We start from the raw sequence: 16,899 nt of genomic DNA, 5'->3' as shown, positions 1-16,899 counted from the left end.
GGAGCGATCCCAATTACAACTGCAGTCTTAGATAACCCTTCCAACAATGGTAAGGTCAAGGGTATTTCTGAAGAGTTTTTTCGCTGGCCCCGCCGCGTCGGCTGGAGAAGGGTAGGTAGGCCGCTAAGCCGCGGTCCGGATCGGATCGAAAGAGACGTCGAGGACGGCATCGAGCTGCCGGTCCAGCAAGCGCTCCGGGATGCTGCTCACGAGGAAATTGCGCAGCGGGACGACCAGCGGATTGCGCCATTGAGCGACCCGCGCATAGAGGCGGGATTCGAGTGCTATCCGGCGGGCACGGCCGACGCGGCGGGCGTCGTATTCCTGCAGCGCCCGCTCCATTGGGAGGCGTGCGAGCAAGGCGGAAAGGACGGCAGCGTCCTCGATGGCGAGACCGGCTCCCTGGCCGAGGTCGGGGGTTACCGCGTGGGCCGCATCTCCGAGCAGCACGACCTTGCCTCGCGTGAACGAAGGCATCGGCTCGAGATCGAGAATGTCGGTCCAAATCAACGAGTCTGGAGGGGTGCGACCGAGCACCTCCGGGACCGGCTCATGAAAGTCTGCAAAGAGGGCTCCGACGCCCTCCAGATCCAGCTTGGCCAATCCGGGATCATCAGTTCTTCCAGTGCCGCAGCAGGCAAACCAGTAGACTCTGTCGCCTGGGATGGCGGCGAGGCCGAACCGCCTCCCCGCTCCCCAGCTCTCACTAAGCCGGGCAGGGTCCATCCCGCGTGGCACGCCCGGCGAAATGGCCCGCCAGCACGTGTAGCGGGCAAAATGCTCGCGTGTCGCCGGAAACAGCGCCTTGCGCACCGCAGAGTGAATGCCGTCGCAGGCAAGCACGAAATCAGCCTCGACAGCATCGCCATTCGCAAAGTGGAGCACGATCCGATCACCAGCTTCGCGAGCGCCGACACACTCCATTCCCGTGCGAATGATCCCGTCCTCAAGCTTCGAAAGAAGCCCCTTGTGGAGATCGGCTCGATGGAGCACAGCCATCGCGAGATGATCGTAACGGCGGCTGAATTCCTCGAGGTCCGTGGTTTGGAGCACCTTTCCCCTCTGGTCCAGGAGATCGAGCCGGCGTATCGGCTGCGCCCCGGCAACGACCGCCTCGTAGAGACCAAGCGCACGGAGGGCACGAAGCGCGTTCGCGCTGAGGCTGAGTCCGGCTCCGAGCGGCTCGACCTTTTCCGCCTGTTCATAAACCGCAACATCCCAGTCGATGAGACGCAGGCCCTGCGCCGCCGCTAATCCGGCAATGCCCGCGCCAACGATAACCGCGCGCATGGGTAGCCCTTCCTTTTCCCAAGTGAGGCCAACGCCTTGTGCAACCGAATGTTCCTATCGAGGGCCGGAGCGCCTGCGGGTTGAAAGCTCGCGGTACAGGGCCTCTGGAGAGACGCCAATTTCGTCCGCCAGTCTTTTCCACTCACCTCTGGTCGGAAGTGTGCCGTCGTTCCATGCGATCCAGGCCTCCAGGCGAGAGCCGACCGTTTTCAAGGAAGCGATTTCGGATCGCTTCCTTGCGCTCTGAAGCTCTTGCGAGAGATGCGCGATCCATTTCGTCGCAAAACTGAGGTCGCGTTCCAGCAGATGCCTGACCTCGACGGCGGGTACGAGCAACGCCTGGGTCTCCATCGTTGCGACAGCGTCGCAATGATACCGGTCCGAGAACACGGACGCTTGCGCCAGCACCGTGCCGGCGGTCGCGCGCTGCAGAACCGCGGGGCTTCCGTCGGCCTGATGGCGCACCAGGTTCACACACCCGCTCGTCACAAGGAACAATGTCCGGACCGGGTCGTCACGGTGAAACAGGTGCTCGCCTTTTGCGAAGGTTCTTTCGGCGACGGCCTTCGGCCGAAGATGGGCGATTATTTGCTCCGACATGACAGCTATCATGTCGCGCGGAAGCATAGCCTGGCAAGCTGATGTTCTCGAAACAGCCAGCCAGTGAACCATGAAATCTCCGATCCCTCTACTCGTCGCCTCCCTCCTGTCCCTGCCTGCCGCGGCGAACGAAGAACACGTCCACTCCTCGCCCTATGCCGGACAGCAGATGCGCGAGATCAAAAGCCTGTCCCCGGATGACATCGCCGAATTGGAGGGAGGAGGAGGATGGGGGCTCGCGAAGGCGGCTGAGCTAAATGGAATGCCAGGGCCCTCGCATGTTCTGAAGATGAAGCGCGAGCTTGGATTGACGCCTGATCAGGAGGCTCTGACCCGCAGTATCTTAGAAACGATGCGGCACGAAGCCGTTGCCGAGGGGAAGCGGCTGATGGAGGCGGAGACGTTCCTGGAAATCGGATTTCGCGAACGATCTCTCGACCCCGACAGCCTTGAAGATCGGCTTCGCCAGATAGAACTGAGCCGCTCCAAGCTGCGTTACATCCACCTTGCCGCGCACCTGGAGATGTTCCGGGTTTTGGAGGAAGCGCAGATCAAGCGGTACAACGAGCTGCGGGGCTACGTCCGCTAGGCTTAGGCTAGGCGCACCACCTAAAGGGCGCTTCTCTAAGACGGTTTCGTTTGTTACGATCCCGCCGTTTTCTTTCCATCAAATTTCGCGAACAGCACGCGCCGTCGCAACGGCGCGTGCTGTTGATGGCGCCGCAGAGTCAGGCGACGTGGCTGCAGCAGGACTTCTTGAACGAAGCCTTGTAGCCGGCAGCTTCGATCGCGGCGATGAAGGCGTCCGAGCCGATCTGAGAGTCGATCGATGCGGTTTGTGCCTCAAGATTGACGGCGACCTTGGCATCCGGATCGACTGACTTCACGGCCTTCTCGACCGTGCTCACGCAGTGGCCGCAGGTCATGTCGGATACATTGAGATGATACATTGAAAGTCTCCGGTTTCTGATTTGACCGCACCAAGGTGGGGCTTCCAACAGTGGTAAGGTCAAGAGGCCCGTGGGAATTTCTGCATCATGACCGGCGGCAGTGGTGAGCTGCGGCGGTCCGTCGCAACTTTCCGTGACCGGCTTCCAATCCACGCCAGTCTATGCCAGCTTATGCGCCATGATTGCCATGGTTGTGCTCAGGCGGCTGACTTTCGCGCTCGCGTTGCTCGGGATCGTGCTCGGTCCGGTGAGCGTCAGCACGGCCGCAAGCGCCATGGCACTTTCCTCGGACATGCAGATGGCTGCCCTGCCGAGCGCCGACGATGTCAACGACATGCCCGGATGCCCGGAGGAGCAACAGTCGCAAAAGGACTTTTGCGGCAAAGCATGTCCTCTGGCGCTGATTTGCTCATCGACCAGTCTAGCGGATGAGCACAAGCCCGCTGGCTGGCGCGTTCGCCTTGTATCACGCAGCCTGTCGCTCGGGTTCCTTCAGGAAGCTCATCTTCCCTCGGCCATCGTCGAGCCGCTCCCCAGACCTCCAAGGGCCTGATCTCACCTCGCATCAACCGGACAGGTGCGTTCCAAACGGGAAGCGTCCATCCGACAATCGCTATGTTTTTCAGGACGCGGCCCGATCTGCCCGTCCGAGGTGAGATTTCCATGACTGCAAGCTATTTTTCTCCGAGAGCAATTCTCGGGTCGCTGGCCATCGTTCTGGCCGCGACCGGGACATCCTTCGCCGTCGCTGCAGACTATGAGTTCCAGCTCGTGGGGCGCGAGATCGCTCAGGGACCGGACGCGACCGTCGCAGTGCGCCTGGTCGACAAGCGGACGAATGCACCCGTGCCAGATGCGGTGATCTTCACCACCCGCTTGGACATGGCACCGGAAGGAATGGAGGCGATGACGACCTCGGTGGAGGCGACGCCCTCGTCGGAGCCGGGTGTCTATAAGTTCAAGACGAACCTCAGCATGGAAGGTGGCTGGCGTTTCAAGCTCGCCGCGAAGGTCCAGGGCGAGATCGATACCGTCCAGGGCGAACTGGTTCTGCAGGCAAAGCCGTGAAGACGTCCAAATTCCTGCTCCTCACCAGCTCCCTCGCCATCGCCGGCGTTGGAGGGTACGCCGCGGGCACGCGCGGCCTTGCCCCGGAACTCAGCGCGTTTCTTTCCGGGCGTCCCGCGCTCGGGGAGACAGTCACTCCTCGGCCAGTCCCCATGGGCAAGGTCATCTATTACCAGCACCCGGACGGATTGCCGGAGTATTCCGCCGCGCCGAAATCAACGGCCGACGGCCGGCCCTTCCGGGCGGTGCGGCAAAGCGAAGACGTCAGCTTCGAGCCGGTGAAGGTGGCCGCCGATAGCTCTCATGCAGCCGCGTCCAGCGACGGCCGCAAGATTCTCTACTATCGCAACCCGATGGGCCTTCCCGACACATCCAACGTGCCGAAAAAGGATTCGATGGGGATGGACTACATCCCTGTCTACGAGGGCGACGAGGCGGACAGTTCCGTCGTCAAGGTATCCTTGGGCAGGCTGCAGCGGACCGGAGTGAAGACCGCCACGGCCGAGCGGGCCGTTGTCGCCCGCGCGGTGCGCGTGCCGGGGTCGATCGCCTTCGACGAGCGGCTGGTCCGGATCGTCTCGATGCGAGCCGAATCCTTCATCGAGGAAGTCGCCAATGTCACCACCGGCGACCGTGTGAAGAAAGGTGACCGCCTCTTCCAGTTCTACTCGAAAGAGATCGCAAGAGCCGGAGCCGAATACGCCACCGAACTGCGGAGTGGCGGGAAGCCGGATCCCGATGTCGGAGGCGCGCTGCAACTGCGCAATCTCGGGGTGCCGGAGGAGACGATCAGTGCGATCACCCGAACCCGCACGGTTCCCAGGAGCATTCCCTACCTCTCGCCCACGGACGGCGTCGTTCTCCAACGGAGGGCGACAACCGGAATGATGGCGGAGGCGGGCGATGTCCTGTTCCGCATCGCCGACGCCTCGCGGATTTGGGTGATCGCTGACGTTCCGGAATACCATGCCGCGTCCATCCGAAAGGGTGCTCGGGCGAGCGTCGCGGTGCGAAATCTCCCCGGCAGGACCTTCGAGGGAGTCATCGATCTGATCTACCCGGAAGTCCAGATGCAGACCCGGACGGCAAAGGTTCGGATAGAACTTCCGAACCCGGACGGGCTGCTGCTCGCCAACATGTATGCGGAGGTCGAGATCGAGTCAGGCGGAGCCGATCCGGTCGTCGCCGTCCCGAACAGCGCGATCATCGATACCGGCGACCGCCAGCTCGTCTTCATCGACAAGGGCGAGGGGCGGTTCGAGCCGAGGGATGTATCTCTGGGCGTCCGCGGCGAAGACAAGACGGAAATCACCAAAGGAATCGACGCCGGAGACAGGATCGTCGTCTCCGCGAACTTCCTGCTCGACGCCGAAAGCAACCTCAACGCGGCGCTGAACGCGCTCGGCACCAGCGAGGCGCGGCCATGATATCCAACGTCATCGCCTGGTCCGCGCGCAACCTCGTCCTGATCGTCGTGGCGGCGGCGCTGTCGATCGCGGCAGGTATCTACTCGCTGCGCACGCTCCCGCTTGATGCCATCCCCGACCTCTCGGATGTCCAGGTCATCGTCTTCACCGATTATCCAGGACAGGCACCGCAGGTGGTCGAGGACCAGGTCACCTATCCGCTGACGACCTCAATGCTGACAGTCCCACGCTCGAGGGTGGTGCGCGGCTTCTCGTTCTTCGGGGTTTCCTTCGTCTACGTGATCTTCGAAGACGGAACCGATCCCTACTGGGCGCGCAGCCGGGTGCTCGAATACTTGAACGCCGCCTCTAGTCGGCTGCCCGAAGGGGTGTCGCCGAGCCTAGGTCCCGACGCAACGGGCGTTGGCTGGGTCTACCAGTACGCCCTGGTTGCGAAGGAACTGTCGCTCGCGGAACTCCGCTCGCTTCAGGACTGGGTGGTGCGCTTCGCCGCCTCCAAGTCGGAAGGCGTCGCCGAGGTCGCGAGCGTCGGCGGCTTCGTCAAACAGTATTCCGTCGTGGTCGATCCGCCCCGCCTGAAGGCGCAGAACGTGACGCTGAAACAGATCGCCGACGCCGTTCGTGCGAGCAACCGCGACGTGGGCGGACGGACGGTCGAGATCTCCGAATTCGAATTCATGGTGCGGGGCAGGGGCTATCTGCAGGGCGTCAAGGACATCGAGAACATCGTCCTGACGACCGAGAACGGCACGCCGCTCCGCCTTGGCGACGTCGCCCGCGTGGAGATCGTCCCGGACGAACGGCGCGGCATCACCGAACTCAACGGGGAGGGCGAGGTCGCGAGCGGCATAGTGCTCCAGCGCTTCGGCGCGAATGCTCTCTCGGTCATCGACAACGCGAAGAACAGCCTGGCCGCGATCAAGGACAGCTTGCCCGCCGGCACGGAAATCCTCCCGGTCTACGACCGTTCCGAACTGATCAACGCCGCCATCGAGACGCTGAAGGGAACGCTGGTCGAGGAGTCGATCGTTGTCGCGCTGGTGACAATCGCGTTTCTTCTCCATGTCCGCAGCGCCCTCGTCGCGGTCATCATGCTGCCGATCGGCATTCTAATCTCGTTCGTCGCCATGCGTGCGCTCGGCATCGGAGCCAACATCATGAGCCTAGGCGGCATCGCCATCGCCATCGGCGCGATGATCGATGCGGCGATTGTCATGATCGAGAACGCCCACAAGCATCTGGAGCGTGCTCCGCCGGACAAGTCCCGGACGGAGATACTGATCAAGGCGGCGAGCGAGGTGGGGCCGGCGCTATTCTTCAGCCTGCTGATCATCACCGTGTCGTTCCTGCCGATTTTCACGCTCGAGTCCCAGGAAGGCCGCTTGTTCGGGCCGCTCGCCTTCACGAAGACCTTCGCGATGGCGGCTGCCGCCCTGCTGTCGATCACGCTGGTGCCTGCGCTGATGGTGGTGTTCGTCCGTGGCCGGATCGTTCCGGAGCACAGCAACCCGCTCAATCGCTTTCTGATCTGGATTTATCGACCGGTCATATCCGGAGTGCTCAGGGCAAAGGCCGTCACGATCGTTCTGGCGGTCGTCGCCTTGGCGGTGACGGTCTGGCCCGCGCGCCAGATCGGCACCGAGTTCATGCCGAGCCTCAACGAAGGCACGCTGATGTACATGCCAACGACCTTGCCGGGTTTGTCGGTGACCAAGGCGGCCGAACTGATGCAGACGCAGGATCGGATCATCAAATCCTTCCCGGAGGTCGAGACGGTGTTCGGCAAGGCGGGGAGGGCGCTCACCGCGACCGATCCCGCGCCAACGGAGATGTTCGAGACGATCATCACGCTGAAGCCGAAGCCGGAATGGCGGCCCGGCGTCACGATCGACAGCCTGAAGCAGGAGATGGACGCGGCGCTGCAGTTTCCGGGCGTTTCCAATGCCTGGACGATGCCGATCCGCGCCCGCATCGACATGCTGTCGACAGGCATCAGGACGCCGGTCGGCGTCAAGGTCTACGGGACGGACCTCAAGGAGATGGAGCGGATCGCCCGCGACGTCGAACGCGTCTTGAAGACGATCCCCGGCACCTCCAGCGCCTATGCCGAGCGTGTGATCGGCGGCTACTATCTCGACATCGTTCCGGACCGCACCGCGCTCGGCCGATATGGATTGAGCATCGATGACGTTCAGGACGTCATTGGCGCGGCCTTGGGATCCGAGGTGGTCACCTCAACGGTCGAGGGCCGCGAACGCTACGGTGTCGCAGTGCGCTATCCGCGTGCGTTGCGAAGCGATCCGCAGTCCATAGCCCGTGACGTCCAGGTCGCCATTCCCAGTGGCGGCACGGTACCGCTGGGCGAGGTGGCCGATGTAAAGCTGACACGTGGTGCGACGACGATCCGGACCGAGAACGGCCAGCTCGCCGTCTATGTCTTCGTCGACATCGCCAATCGTGACCTCGGCGGCTATGTCGCGGAAGCCAAGGAAGCCGTTTCCAGCAGCGTGCAAATGCCGCCCGGCTATTCGGTGGCGTGGAGCGGCCAATACGAATATCTCGAGCGGGCGAAGGCGCGTCTGGCGATTGTCGTGCCGCTGACGCTCGCCGTCATATTCCTGCTGCTCTACCTGAACTTCAGGGCGTTGACCGAAACGCTGATCGTCATGCTCTCGCTGCCATTCGCGCTGGTCGGCGGTATCTGGCTGATGTGGTGGCTGGGCTTCAACGCCTCGGTCGCGGTGGTCGTCGGCTTCATCGCCCTTGCCGGGGTCGCGGCCGAGACCGGCGTGATCATGCTGATCTACCTCGACCAGGCCTGGAAGGAGCGGCGCTCGGCCTGCGAGGCCGAAGGTCGAGACCTGACGCGCGTCGACCTTCATAAGGCGATCATGGTCGGAGCGGTCGAGCGCGTCCGGCCGAAGATGATGACCGTCGTGGCGATCATGGCGGGGCTGGTGCCGATCCTCTGGAGCACCGGGGCCGGCTCGGAAATCATGCAGCGTATCGCCGTGCCGATGATCGGCGGAATGATCTCGTCCACCGTGCTGACCCTGGCGGTGATCCCCGCAATCTATGGCCTCATCAAGGGGTGGCGGCTGCCGGCAGACGCCGCCACCCGGTCGGCCGATACCGAGACCGATCAGGCGATCCTGAAGCAGGCCGCAGAATGAAGGGAGGATGGCATGATGAACGATATGATGGGCGGCGGCATGATGTGGGGCATGGGGGGCGTCGGCATTCTCGCTCTGCTCATGATAGTGCTCGTGATTGCGGGCCTGATAAAATATGTGTTCTTCCGCTGAGGCGTCCGCCCGCGTTGCGTAACGCAATGTTGACCCGCCGACGCGCCGCGCGGGCGGATCATGGCTTGTATTCCCAAGTGTTCGGCGCGATTCTCTCTTCTGCCATGAAGCACTGGACTTTCCGACAGCTTTCTCTCTTGTTTCTCGCGGTCTTCGTTGCCGCGGGAATGGGTGTGTCGGCCGCCCAGGCGAGCGACATGGCTGCCAGCATGGCGACGATGTCCGAAATGGACATGTCCGCTGAAGGCGGCTGCGAGGATTGTCCCAACCAGTCCCCTGATAGCGGGATGAAGACGATGGCCTGCGGGACGGTCTGCGCGGCACCCGTTCTTGCCGCGCTGCCGACGGCTCTGCCCCTGCCTTCTTGCGAAAAAGCCGGTTCCCTTCTGCCGCGCGACACACTCCTGCGCGGCAGGGCGTTGCCGCCCGATCCCTATCCGCCACGAACCTCCGACATCGGCTGATGTCCCCGGCGGTCGCCATCCGCGACCGGGCCGGGCAAGCGAACGCGTGCGAGCCGCGCGTTCCATCATCGACGATGACCGGAAGGATCGAATGTGAGGAGAGAATCGCAACATCGTGTATCGCGCCGTAGCGTGCTCCGAGCCGGCGCGGGGGTTCTGCTGGCGGCCGCGCTGCCGCCGTTGCCCGCGCGGTCCGCGTCGCCGGACGCTCACCGGATCGCCGCCACCCCCGCCCGCGCACGGCTTGCCGGTCCGGATCGGCCGGAGACCTATGTATGGACCTATAATGGCACCGTGCCCGGCTCGCTTGTACGCCTCCGCCAGGGCGAGCCCACCCGTCTCGTCGTCGAGAACCGGCTCGACCAGGAGACGACGGTCCACTGGCACGGCATCAGACTTCCCAATACGATGGACGGCGTACCCGGCCTGACGCAGCCGCCAATCCGGCCGGGGGAGAGCTTCGTCTATGAATTCACCCCTCCCGATGCGGGGACGTTCTGGTACCACCCGCATGCCAACAGCCTGGAGCAGCTTGGCCGCGGCCTCGCGGGAGCGCTGATCGTGGAGGAGCGAGAACCGATCGCCGTCGATCGCGACCTTCTCTGGTTTCTGGCCGACTGGCGGCTGACCGAGGAAGGCGGCATCGCGCCCCGCTTCGGCAACCGCATGGAAGCGGCGATGTCCGGCCGTGTCGGCAACACCGTCACGCTGAACGGCCGCGCTTCCAAAGCGGAATCCTTCCGGGCTGCCGCGCGCGTCCGTCTGCGCCTCGTCAACGCGTCGCTCGCACGGATCATGGCCTTGCGTATCGAGGGGCACAGTCCCGTGATAGTAGCGATCGACGGGCAGCCCTGCGATCCGCACGAGCCCGGTGGTCGCATCCTGCTCGGTCCCGCCATGCGCATCGACGTCGTGCTCGACATGCGGGGCGAGCCTGGAAAGCGTTACGCCGTCATCGACGATTTCTACGACGGCCTCGCCTACCGACTTACCGAGCTCGCCTATGAGGAGCGGCCGCCGCTCCGCGCCCATCCGCTCGACGCTTCGCTTGATCTGCCGCGCAACCCCTTGCCGGAGCCCGACCTTGCCACTGCCGATCGCCACGGCCTGACGCTCCAGGGCGGCATGATGAGCGGTATGATGCGCGGTGGTGCAATGCGGGGCGCAGGAATGATGCACGGCATGATGGGCATGGGCGGCGGTCCCGCCTGGGCCATCAATGGGCAGTCGATGACCGGCGACGGCCACGCCGGCATGGAGCCCGCCCTGACGTTCCAGCGTCGCCGCAGCGTCGTCCTCAAGCTACGAAACGAAACGGCCTGGTGGCACCCGATGCATTTGCACGGCCACAGCCTCAGGGTGCTGAGCCGCAACGGCAAGCCCGTCCCGCATCGCCAGTGGCAGGACACCGTGCTGATGGCCCCAAAGGACGTCGTCGAGGTCGCCTTCGTCGCCGACAATCCAGGGGACTGGATGCTGCACTGCCACGTCATGGACCACCAGATGTCCGGCATGATGACCCTGCTGCGCGTCGCCTGAACCAGGCCGAGTTATACAAGGAGAATCGAAATGAACCGCACAATCCGCTTCGTCAGCCTCGCCGCCTTCATTGCCGTCGCCGGGCCGGCTATTGCCGAGCCGCTTGAGGCGACGCTCTACAAGAACCCGCAATGCGGCTGCTGCGAGGGTTATGCCGCCTATCTCCGTGACAACGGCTTCAACGTCGAGGTGAAGCCCACCAACGACCTCGCCGAAATCAGCCGCAAGGCAGGCGTGCCGGAGGGGATGCAGGGCTGTCACACCACTTTCGTCGACGGCTACGTGATCGACGGCCACGTCCCTGTGAACGTCGTCCGCAAGCTCCTCATCGAGAAGCCCGCGATCGCCGGCATCACTCTGCCAGGAATGCCCATGGGATCGCCCGGCATGTCCGGCCCCAAGACGGAGAAATTTGTGATCTACACCGTCCCGAAGGACGGCACGGCCCCTTCCGTCTACGCGGAGGAATAAACACCTGGAAACGAGGTCGCTCCCATGACCCAGGTTGCAAGAAACGAAACATCGACGAGCGATGCACCGACATTCGCCTCTTGCCACCGGCTGCTCCGGATACTGCCGGCCGCCGTGTTCCTGGGGCTGGCCTCCGTGGCTGCGGTGACGGTTGCTTCCGCCACCGCGGTGCTGGCGCACTCGCTTGAGGACGTCGATAAGGACCTTCGCGACAAGGAACAATACTTCCAGCCTGTCGACAGCAAAGCGCCAGGCTTCACGCTGCAGGACGCCAACGGCCGCCTCGTCAGCCACGGCGATTTCCTCGGCAAGGTCGTCGTCTTGAATTTCGTTTACACGAACTGCCCGGACTTCTGTCCGCTTCACGCCGAACGGATCGCCGAACTGCAGGCGATGATCAACCTGACGCCGATGAAGAAGATGGTCGAGTTCGTCACCATCACCACCGACCCGAAGCGCGACACCGGCTCGGTCCTTCGCGATTATGCCGAGGCGCATGGTCTTGACCCTGCAAACTGGACCTTTCTGACCTCTGCACCGCAGGAGTCCGAGGACACGACCCGGAAGATCGCCGAAGCCTATGGTCTCAAATTCACTGGAGGCAAGGGCGGCATGCAGATGCATGGGATCGTCACCCACGTGATCGACCAGGACGGTCGTCTACGCGCCCGCTTTCATGGCCTGAATTTCGATCCAGTCAATCTTGTCGCTTTCGTCAACGCGCTGACAAACCGGGTCCAGGATCGGCACGCGCATGCGCAGCCAAGCTTCTGGGACATAGTCAAAGGAGCGTTCCAATGATAGCAAAGCAATCCGGCAATTCGGCACCCGGCTCCTCCGGCTCGCCCCGCGCCACAGGGGGACGGGAGGGACTCCTGAAGTCCTTGGTGTTTGCCTCCATTGTCCTGGCCGGCCTGTCGGTCGTGCTCTCTGCCTTGGCTCTGCTGTACGCCGCAGGCATTCTTGAATCCCAGCGCGACAGCCCCGATATGGAAAGCCGGCTGCAGGGATACCTCCTGGCTAATCCAGAAGTCCTCATCGAATCCGTGAATCGCCTGCAAGCGCGTCGGCAGGCAGCAGAAAACAGCGAGCTATCGACCGTCATTGCGCAGCGGCATGACGAAATTTTCAATGATCCGGATTCGCCCGTCGGGGCCAATCCAAAGGGAGATGCCGTCCTGGTCGAGTTCTTCGACTACAATTGCCCCTACTGTCGCCAGGCGACGCCGATGCTCGACAGCCTCGAGCAGGAGGACAAGGGACTCCGCCTCGTCTTCAAGGAGTATCCCATCCTCGGCCCCGGCTCGGTCTTCGCCGCCCGAGCCGCGCTCGCAAGCCAGAAGCAGGGCAAATACCTGGCCTTTCACAAGGCGATGATGGCCTACGAGGGCCGAATTTCGGAAGCCTCCAGCCTGGAAGTGGCGGCCAATGTCGGTCTCGATGTGGAGCGGTTGAAGCATGACATGACGGACCCCGCCATCGACGAGATGATCAAACGGAACGTCGCGCTTGCACAGGCGTTGCGCATCTCGGGCACTCCGAGCTTCGTCGTAGGGAAGGAAATCGTGCGGGGCTTGACTGACGCCAATTCCCTAAAGCGGCTGATCGGATCGGCACGGGGGAGTTAGGATACCGATGTCGGCGATTTCGAACATCGGTCTGATCACAGCCTTCACGGCTGGACTGGTCTCGTTTCTGTCGCCATGCGTGCTGCCGCTCGTACCAGGCTACATCTCGTATGTTTCGGGCCAGACGCTCGGCAGCCAGCATCAGGCAGGGACCAACCGACTCGTGACGCTGTCGCTCAGCCTCTGCTTCGTGCTCGGCTTCTCGACCATCTTCGTCGCGCTCGGCGCGACTGCCACGGCCTTCAGTCGGCTTCTCTTGTTCTATCGATATGAGGCGACGCTCGTCGGCGGCGCGATCGTCATCGTCCTCGGCGTGTTCATGACCGGTCTCGTCCGAATGCCCTGGTTCGAACGCGATGTGCGCTTCCACCGCAGCATCCCCGGCGGTCGGCCACTTGGGGCGTTTGTTTTGGGGCTGGCCTTCGGTTTCGGCTGGACACCCTGTATCGGACCGGTGTTGGGCGCGATCCTCACCGTCAGCGCGTTGTCATCGACGGCGGCCGCTGGGATCGTCCTCCTGGCCGTCTATTCGCTCGGTCTGGGCGTGCCGTTCCTGCTGTCCGCCGTCTTTGCCGATCACCTGATGCAGCGCCTGAAATCCATGCGCCGGCTGGGCCGAACGCTGCAGGTCGGCGCGGGCGGCGTGATGGTCGCGATGGGCATCGCCATGATCACCGGCACGATTACTGCTTTCTCGCTCTGGCTTCTGGAGAATGTGCCGACGCTCGCGAGAATCGGCTGAGGAGGAGGCGTGACATGCGGAAAAGACTGCAATCGGGACTATGGCTCTCTCGACGGGATTTATCCTTCATGGTGGGTGTCGTCGCATTCCAATGGACTATTCCCACTTCGGCGGGCGCGGCTCAATCATGGAGACTCGACGAGCGGTTCGATTTCTTGAGCAAGCACGGCAACAGCAATTGTTCGGCGGCATTCACGGAGTCGATTGCCAAGATGCCCGTCACGGCTCGGCTTCAGGGCTCCTGCTGTGCACCGATGGATCGGCATCGCTACGGTGAGCAGATTGAGGCGCTCAAAAAATATGCCGCGATCCCGGAGATCCCTCCGGATCCCTACGACATCGCCGCAGGCACCGCGCAGAAGGCCATGCGCTACTACGATCTGGCGCTCTCGCCCGATGAGCAGCGGGCCTACCAATATGCGATGGACAATTCGGACGAGAGAGGGCCGTGCTGCTGTCAGTGCTGGCGTTGGCGGGTCTATGGCGGACTGGGCAAGTTCCTGATCCGCGAGCACCGCTTTAAGGGTGAGCAATTGGTTGACGTCTGGAACCTGTCGAGCGGCTGCGGCGGAGGCGCGGAGCACCATCACGGCTGAGGAGGGCAGCCGATCTCTACGACGCCCTGCAGAACGGCATCCCACTCTGGTCACCAGTGCGAGTGGGTCGGATGCAAGATTGTTCAAACGATGTACTGTAGAGCGCTGACGACGGCGGCGCGCGAGACCTCGCCTGGCACTGAGGAACCTGGTTCAACGATTAAAGTTTTCGGAGCTTCAGGAACGGAGCGCGGAGCCGCCGGGTTTATCAAAATTCTGAAACCGCGAGGATTGGCCATGCACAGCTTCAGCCCCGGTATCGCTCTTCCTGAACATTCCTGGATCTCTGGCCAGGTGTGGAATGCCGCAAGGGTGCTCCTGAGCTTTCCCCTTGGGCTCATCATCAGCGTGTCTTTCGCCGCGACGGCAGACGCTCACAGCGCGCCTTCAGGATGGCTTTATCCCTACCAGTGCTGCAGCGGCCGCGACTGTCAGCCGGTCCACGGTACCGCGGTAAAAGAAGGGCCCGAAGGTTATGTCGTGGAAATAACAGGCGAGGTCATCGGTTATCACGATTCGAGGCTAAAAATCTCGCCAGACGGCGACTTTCATCTGTGTATGCCTCCGGGTAGCATCCGTTCTCGAGCAATATGTCTGTTTGTGCCGCCCCGCTCGTTCTAGGCTGGAGCATCAGCTAGCCGTGGCTCGCCAACACTGTCCAAGACAGGCAACCGATGCGGCGACCTAGGCGAGCGGATGCAAGGTTCAGTTCATCGCGACCGGTTCGAACCCGCGTGGTCATGCGGCTGTTGAATCTAGCGGCCGTTGTCCAATCGTGCTTGGATCGCATTCATCTGCTCGATTTCCTTGCGCTGCCCTTGAGAGATGCTGTTACAAAGATCCATCAGTTCCTGATCCGTCAGACTGGCCTCGCGGCACATCAGGATCGCGCCGGAGTGGTGCGGGATCATCGAAGCGATGAACTGCCGATCGCCGACAAGAGCTTGGGTGCGCGTTCCGGCGAATGCGAGAACGAAGAGCAGGACCAAGCCGATGTAAAGCGCAGCGTTCAGACCTTTGTGGTTGTACATCCCGCCCATGGTCGCGAGCATGATGATCCCCATGGGAGCGACCATCGTCAGCGCCATATAGAGCGTGTTGATGTTGTTCTGGAAATCAGGGAAGCCGTCAATCATCGAGAACATGACGAAGTACATGACGATGAGGCTGAGCGCCATGTTGACCGCGAACAGGAGGTAGTGATGCATGATCCTATCTTCGTGCTGCATTGGTTTATCGTTCTCTCTCATGCCGACCTCCCAACGATACTCCCGGCGACCATGCTTTGCGCGTTCATTCCTAGACGACGTAGGAACTGACGGTTCTGGCGTTCGTTCCATCACAACCGCCAGACGAAGTACGACCTAATCTTTTTCGTAAGGTTCTGACAGTTGAATGCCACTGTGAGTTGCCGGCGCCAAATCGCAGGAAGTCCGATAATTGAAAGCAGGAGCGTTTCATTATGTATGGCGTGGACTTGGTTTGACTGCTCGTAGTCGATCTCGCCCCGGGGCTGTGATGCTCTGCGGGAGGGCGCTCTTCCGGGGTAATAAATGAGCAGGACCACAATTCTCTTTTCAGTGCTCGGAATTGCCGCGGCGGTGTTGGGGCTGGCGGTAGCGTGGCGTTGGCTCCCAGCATCGAAAGGGACTGGCGATGACTCGGCCGCCACGATCGCGCTCGGGAAGACTCTCTATGCCAAGCACTGCGCCGCCTGCCACGGCGTCGGGCTGCAAGGGCAGCGGGACTGGAAAAGTCCGCTGCCCTCCGGACGGATGCCGGCCCCGCCGCATGATGCATCCGGCCACACCTGGCATCATCCGGATGGCGTGCTCTTCCGTATTACCAAGGAAGGACCGGCAGCAGTTGTTGGCGGGGGTTATCAGAGCGATATGCAGGGCTTCGGCAATGTGATGAGCGACGAAGAGATCCGGGCGGTGCTCACCTTCATCAAGAGCACCTGGCCGGACCGGGAGCGGCAATATCAGGCAGAAATGAGTCGCCGGGAGCGGGAAATGGCCCAGTGAGCGGGCACCTTCCCATTACATAGTTGGAACACTGTTGCGAGCCTCAAGCCCGGCTCCGCGTGCGTCGCACGTGGTCGCATGGCAGCAGCCGCCGGTTTACCACAAACCTCCGGCAACCCTACGGCGCTACCTGGCGGGCGCGGGTTGCCTTCGGCTGCTCCGCTCCCTGAGGGTCGCTGCGGCCGCTTGCCGGCCTGTGCCGGCGCGACTGGAAAACTCGGGCGCTTTTGGAGTTGCGAAAACGGCTTCAATGCTTGCTGTCGGACAGCGGAATGCCCTTTAGATGGGCGAAAATGCGAAACCAGAATTCGTGGTCCGCCTTTCGGCGGTCGACGTAGGCCTCAAGCGCGCAATGAGCCACGGCCGTTGTGGCGTTAACACCGTAGAGCTCTACAGCGGCTTCTATGGCGCTCTGCCGATCGAAATTGCCTGCAAAGATGCTTTTCACGCGGTCATTACTCATTTTTCGTCGATGCTCCTTGCCTTAGCTGGCCTGTCCCATGAAGCGCGTGCCCTCATCAGTCCACGAGATGGATGTTCGACTTCCTGCCAGCGGTCCACCCAGGAGGACAGGCGTGGTGATCTCGACCAGGCCGTGATCGAGGAGAACGCGAAGCCGGCGCCACGGGAGGTCGATTTCCTCGCCCCGGGCGATCAGCGCCATGTCCTCCTGAGCCTGCTGAACCGCGTTGCGCGCCATCGCGGGCAACTCGGAAAATGTTGTCATCCTCTGCGCCTCCTGCGTTGTCACGAAGTTTTCCCTTGGTGGTTGATGTCTCATGCTCACCCATT

Annotated in this window: 20 protein-coding genes; 13 read left to right on the top strand and 7 right to left on the bottom strand. The window is 62.4% G+C overall.

Annotated features, from left to right (window positions below; all coding sequences use genetic code 11):
• Positions 1–123 precede the first annotated feature (123 nt).
• Both BHD07_RS26720 and BHD07_RS26715 read right to left on the bottom strand, forming a co-directional pair.
• On the bottom strand, positions 124–1,290 hold the full coding sequence (locus BHD07_RS26720) for an FAD-dependent monooxygenase (RefSeq protein ID WP_153313033.1): 1,167 nt from the start codon (positions 1,288–1,290) through the stop codon (positions 124–126).
• 54 nt (positions 1,291–1,344) lie between these two features.
• Entirely contained in the window at positions 1,345–1,890 is a 546-nt protein-coding gene (locus tag BHD07_RS26715; protein WP_234889437.1) for a Crp/Fnr family transcriptional regulator, read from the bottom strand.
• 70 nt (positions 1,891–1,960) lie between these two features.
• Here BHD07_RS26715 and BHD07_RS26710 point away from each other — a divergent pair, with 70 nt between their 5' ends.
• Positions 1,961–2,479 (top strand): hypothetical protein, encoded by a 519-nt coding sequence (locus BHD07_RS26710; protein WP_127670368.1) that lies wholly within the window; start codon positions 1,961–1,963, stop codon positions 2,477–2,479.
• Positions 2,480–2,618: 139 nt separating this feature from the next.
• Here BHD07_RS26710 and BHD07_RS26705 read toward each other — a convergent pair whose 3' ends face one another.
• Together BHD07_RS26705 and BHD07_RS26700 are read right to left on the bottom strand one after the other, a co-directional pair.
• Positions 2,619–2,840 (bottom strand): heavy-metal-associated domain-containing protein, encoded by a 222-nt coding sequence (locus BHD07_RS26705; RefSeq protein WP_015241513.1) that lies wholly within the window; start codon positions 2,838–2,840, stop codon positions 2,619–2,621.
• Positions 2,841–2,999: 159 nt separating this feature from the next.
• A complete protein-coding gene (locus tag BHD07_RS26700; protein ID WP_164780962.1) occupies positions 3,000–3,176 on the bottom strand; it encodes a hypothetical protein in 177 nt (58 codons plus the stop codon).
• Positions 3,177–3,503: 327 nt separating this feature from the next.
• Between BHD07_RS26700 and BHD07_RS26695 the strand changes: the two genes are divergently transcribed.
• From BHD07_RS26695 to BHD07_RS31995, 11 genes are all read left to right on the top strand, one after another.
• The gene (locus tag BHD07_RS26695; RefSeq protein ID WP_015241511.1) at positions 3,504–3,908 is read left to right on the top strand and encodes a FixH family protein; all 405 of its coding nucleotides are present in this window, start codon (positions 3,504–3,506) and stop codon (positions 3,906–3,908) included.
• Positions 3,905–5,335, top strand: a complete 1,431-nt coding sequence (locus BHD07_RS26690; RefSeq protein WP_318851704.1) for an efflux RND transporter periplasmic adaptor subunit — start codon at positions 3,905–3,907, stop codon at positions 5,333–5,335. The genes BHD07_RS26695 and BHD07_RS26690 overlap by 4 nt, the downstream gene beginning before the upstream one ends.
• Positions 5,332–8,508, top strand: a complete 3,177-nt coding sequence (locus BHD07_RS26685; RefSeq protein WP_338283827.1) for an efflux RND transporter permease subunit — start codon at positions 5,332–5,334, stop codon at positions 8,506–8,508. Before BHD07_RS26690 ends, BHD07_RS26685 begins: the two co-directional genes overlap by 4 nt.
• Before the next feature lie 197 nt (positions 8,509–8,705).
• Positions 8,706–9,104, top strand: a complete 399-nt coding sequence (locus BHD07_RS26680) for a hypothetical protein (protein WP_234834190.1) — start codon at positions 8,706–8,708, stop codon at positions 9,102–9,104.
• A 93-nt stretch (positions 9,105–9,197) separates the two neighbouring features.
• The gene (locus BHD07_RS26675; RefSeq protein ID WP_338283826.1) at positions 9,198–10,643 is read left to right on the top strand and encodes a multicopper oxidase family protein; all 1,446 of its coding nucleotides are present in this window, start codon (positions 9,198–9,200) and stop codon (positions 10,641–10,643) included.
• A gap of 30 nt (positions 10,644–10,673) precedes the next feature.
• A complete protein-coding gene (locus BHD07_RS26670) occupies positions 10,674–11,114 on the top strand; it encodes a DUF411 domain-containing protein (RefSeq protein ID WP_127670353.1) in 441 nt (146 codons plus the stop codon).
• Between the two features lie 24 nt (positions 11,115–11,138).
• Positions 11,139–11,915 (top strand): SCO family protein, encoded by a 777-nt coding sequence (locus BHD07_RS26665; protein WP_338283825.1) that lies wholly within the window; start codon positions 11,139–11,141, stop codon positions 11,913–11,915.
• Positions 11,912–12,742 (top strand): DsbA family protein, encoded by an 831-nt coding sequence (locus tag BHD07_RS26660; protein WP_153313037.1) that lies wholly within the window; start codon positions 11,912–11,914, stop codon positions 12,740–12,742. Before BHD07_RS26665 ends, BHD07_RS26660 begins: the two co-directional genes overlap by 4 nt.
• A 7-nt stretch (positions 12,743–12,749) precedes the next feature.
• Complete coding sequence (locus BHD07_RS26655; RefSeq protein WP_127510359.1) at positions 12,750–13,484, top strand: cytochrome c biogenesis CcdA family protein; 735 nt, start codon at positions 12,750–12,752, stop codon at positions 13,482–13,484.
• A 14-nt stretch (positions 13,485–13,498) separates the two neighbouring features.
• The gene (locus BHD07_RS26650) at positions 13,499–14,080 is read left to right on the top strand and encodes a hypothetical protein (protein WP_127510357.1); all 582 of its coding nucleotides are present in this window, start codon (positions 13,499–13,501) and stop codon (positions 14,078–14,080) included.
• A gap of 318 nt (positions 14,081–14,398) precedes the next feature.
• Positions 14,399–14,701, top strand: a complete 303-nt coding sequence (locus BHD07_RS31995) for a hypothetical protein (RefSeq protein WP_192923657.1) — start codon at positions 14,399–14,401, stop codon at positions 14,699–14,701.
• A 134-nt stretch (positions 14,702–14,835) separates the two neighbouring features.
• Here the strand turns inward: BHD07_RS31995 and BHD07_RS26645 are convergent, their stop codons facing one another.
• Positions 14,836–15,330, bottom strand: a complete 495-nt coding sequence (locus tag BHD07_RS26645; protein WP_153313038.1) for a DUF305 domain-containing protein — start codon at positions 15,328–15,330, stop codon at positions 14,836–14,838.
• Between the two features lie 303 nt (positions 15,331–15,633).
• Between BHD07_RS26645 and BHD07_RS26640 the strand changes: the two genes are divergently transcribed.
• A complete protein-coding gene (locus BHD07_RS26640; RefSeq protein ID WP_015241498.1) occupies positions 15,634–16,107 on the top strand; it encodes a c-type cytochrome in 474 nt (157 codons plus the stop codon).
• A gap of 247 nt (positions 16,108–16,354) precedes the next feature.
• Here the strand turns inward: BHD07_RS26640 and BHD07_RS26635 are convergent, their stop codons facing one another.
• Positions 16,355–16,570 carry a hypothetical protein gene (locus BHD07_RS26635; RefSeq protein WP_088195306.1) on the bottom strand — a complete coding sequence of 72 codons (216 nt, stop codon included), beginning with the start codon at positions 16,568–16,570 and terminating at the stop codon, positions 16,355–16,357.
• A gap of 21 nt (positions 16,571–16,591) precedes the next feature.
• On the bottom strand, positions 16,592–16,834 hold the full coding sequence (locus tag BHD07_RS26630; protein ID WP_127670348.1) for a hypothetical protein: 243 nt from the start codon (positions 16,832–16,834) through the stop codon (positions 16,592–16,594).
• Positions 16,835–16,899 lie beyond the last annotated feature (65 nt).

Source organism: Sinorhizobium sp. KGO-5 (assembly GCF_036245905.1).
GTDB classification, from domain to species: Bacteria; Pseudomonadota; Alphaproteobacteria; order Rhizobiales; family Rhizobiaceae; genus Sinorhizobium; species Sinorhizobium meliloti_A.
This window is presented reverse-complemented; position numbering and strand designations above follow the sequence as displayed.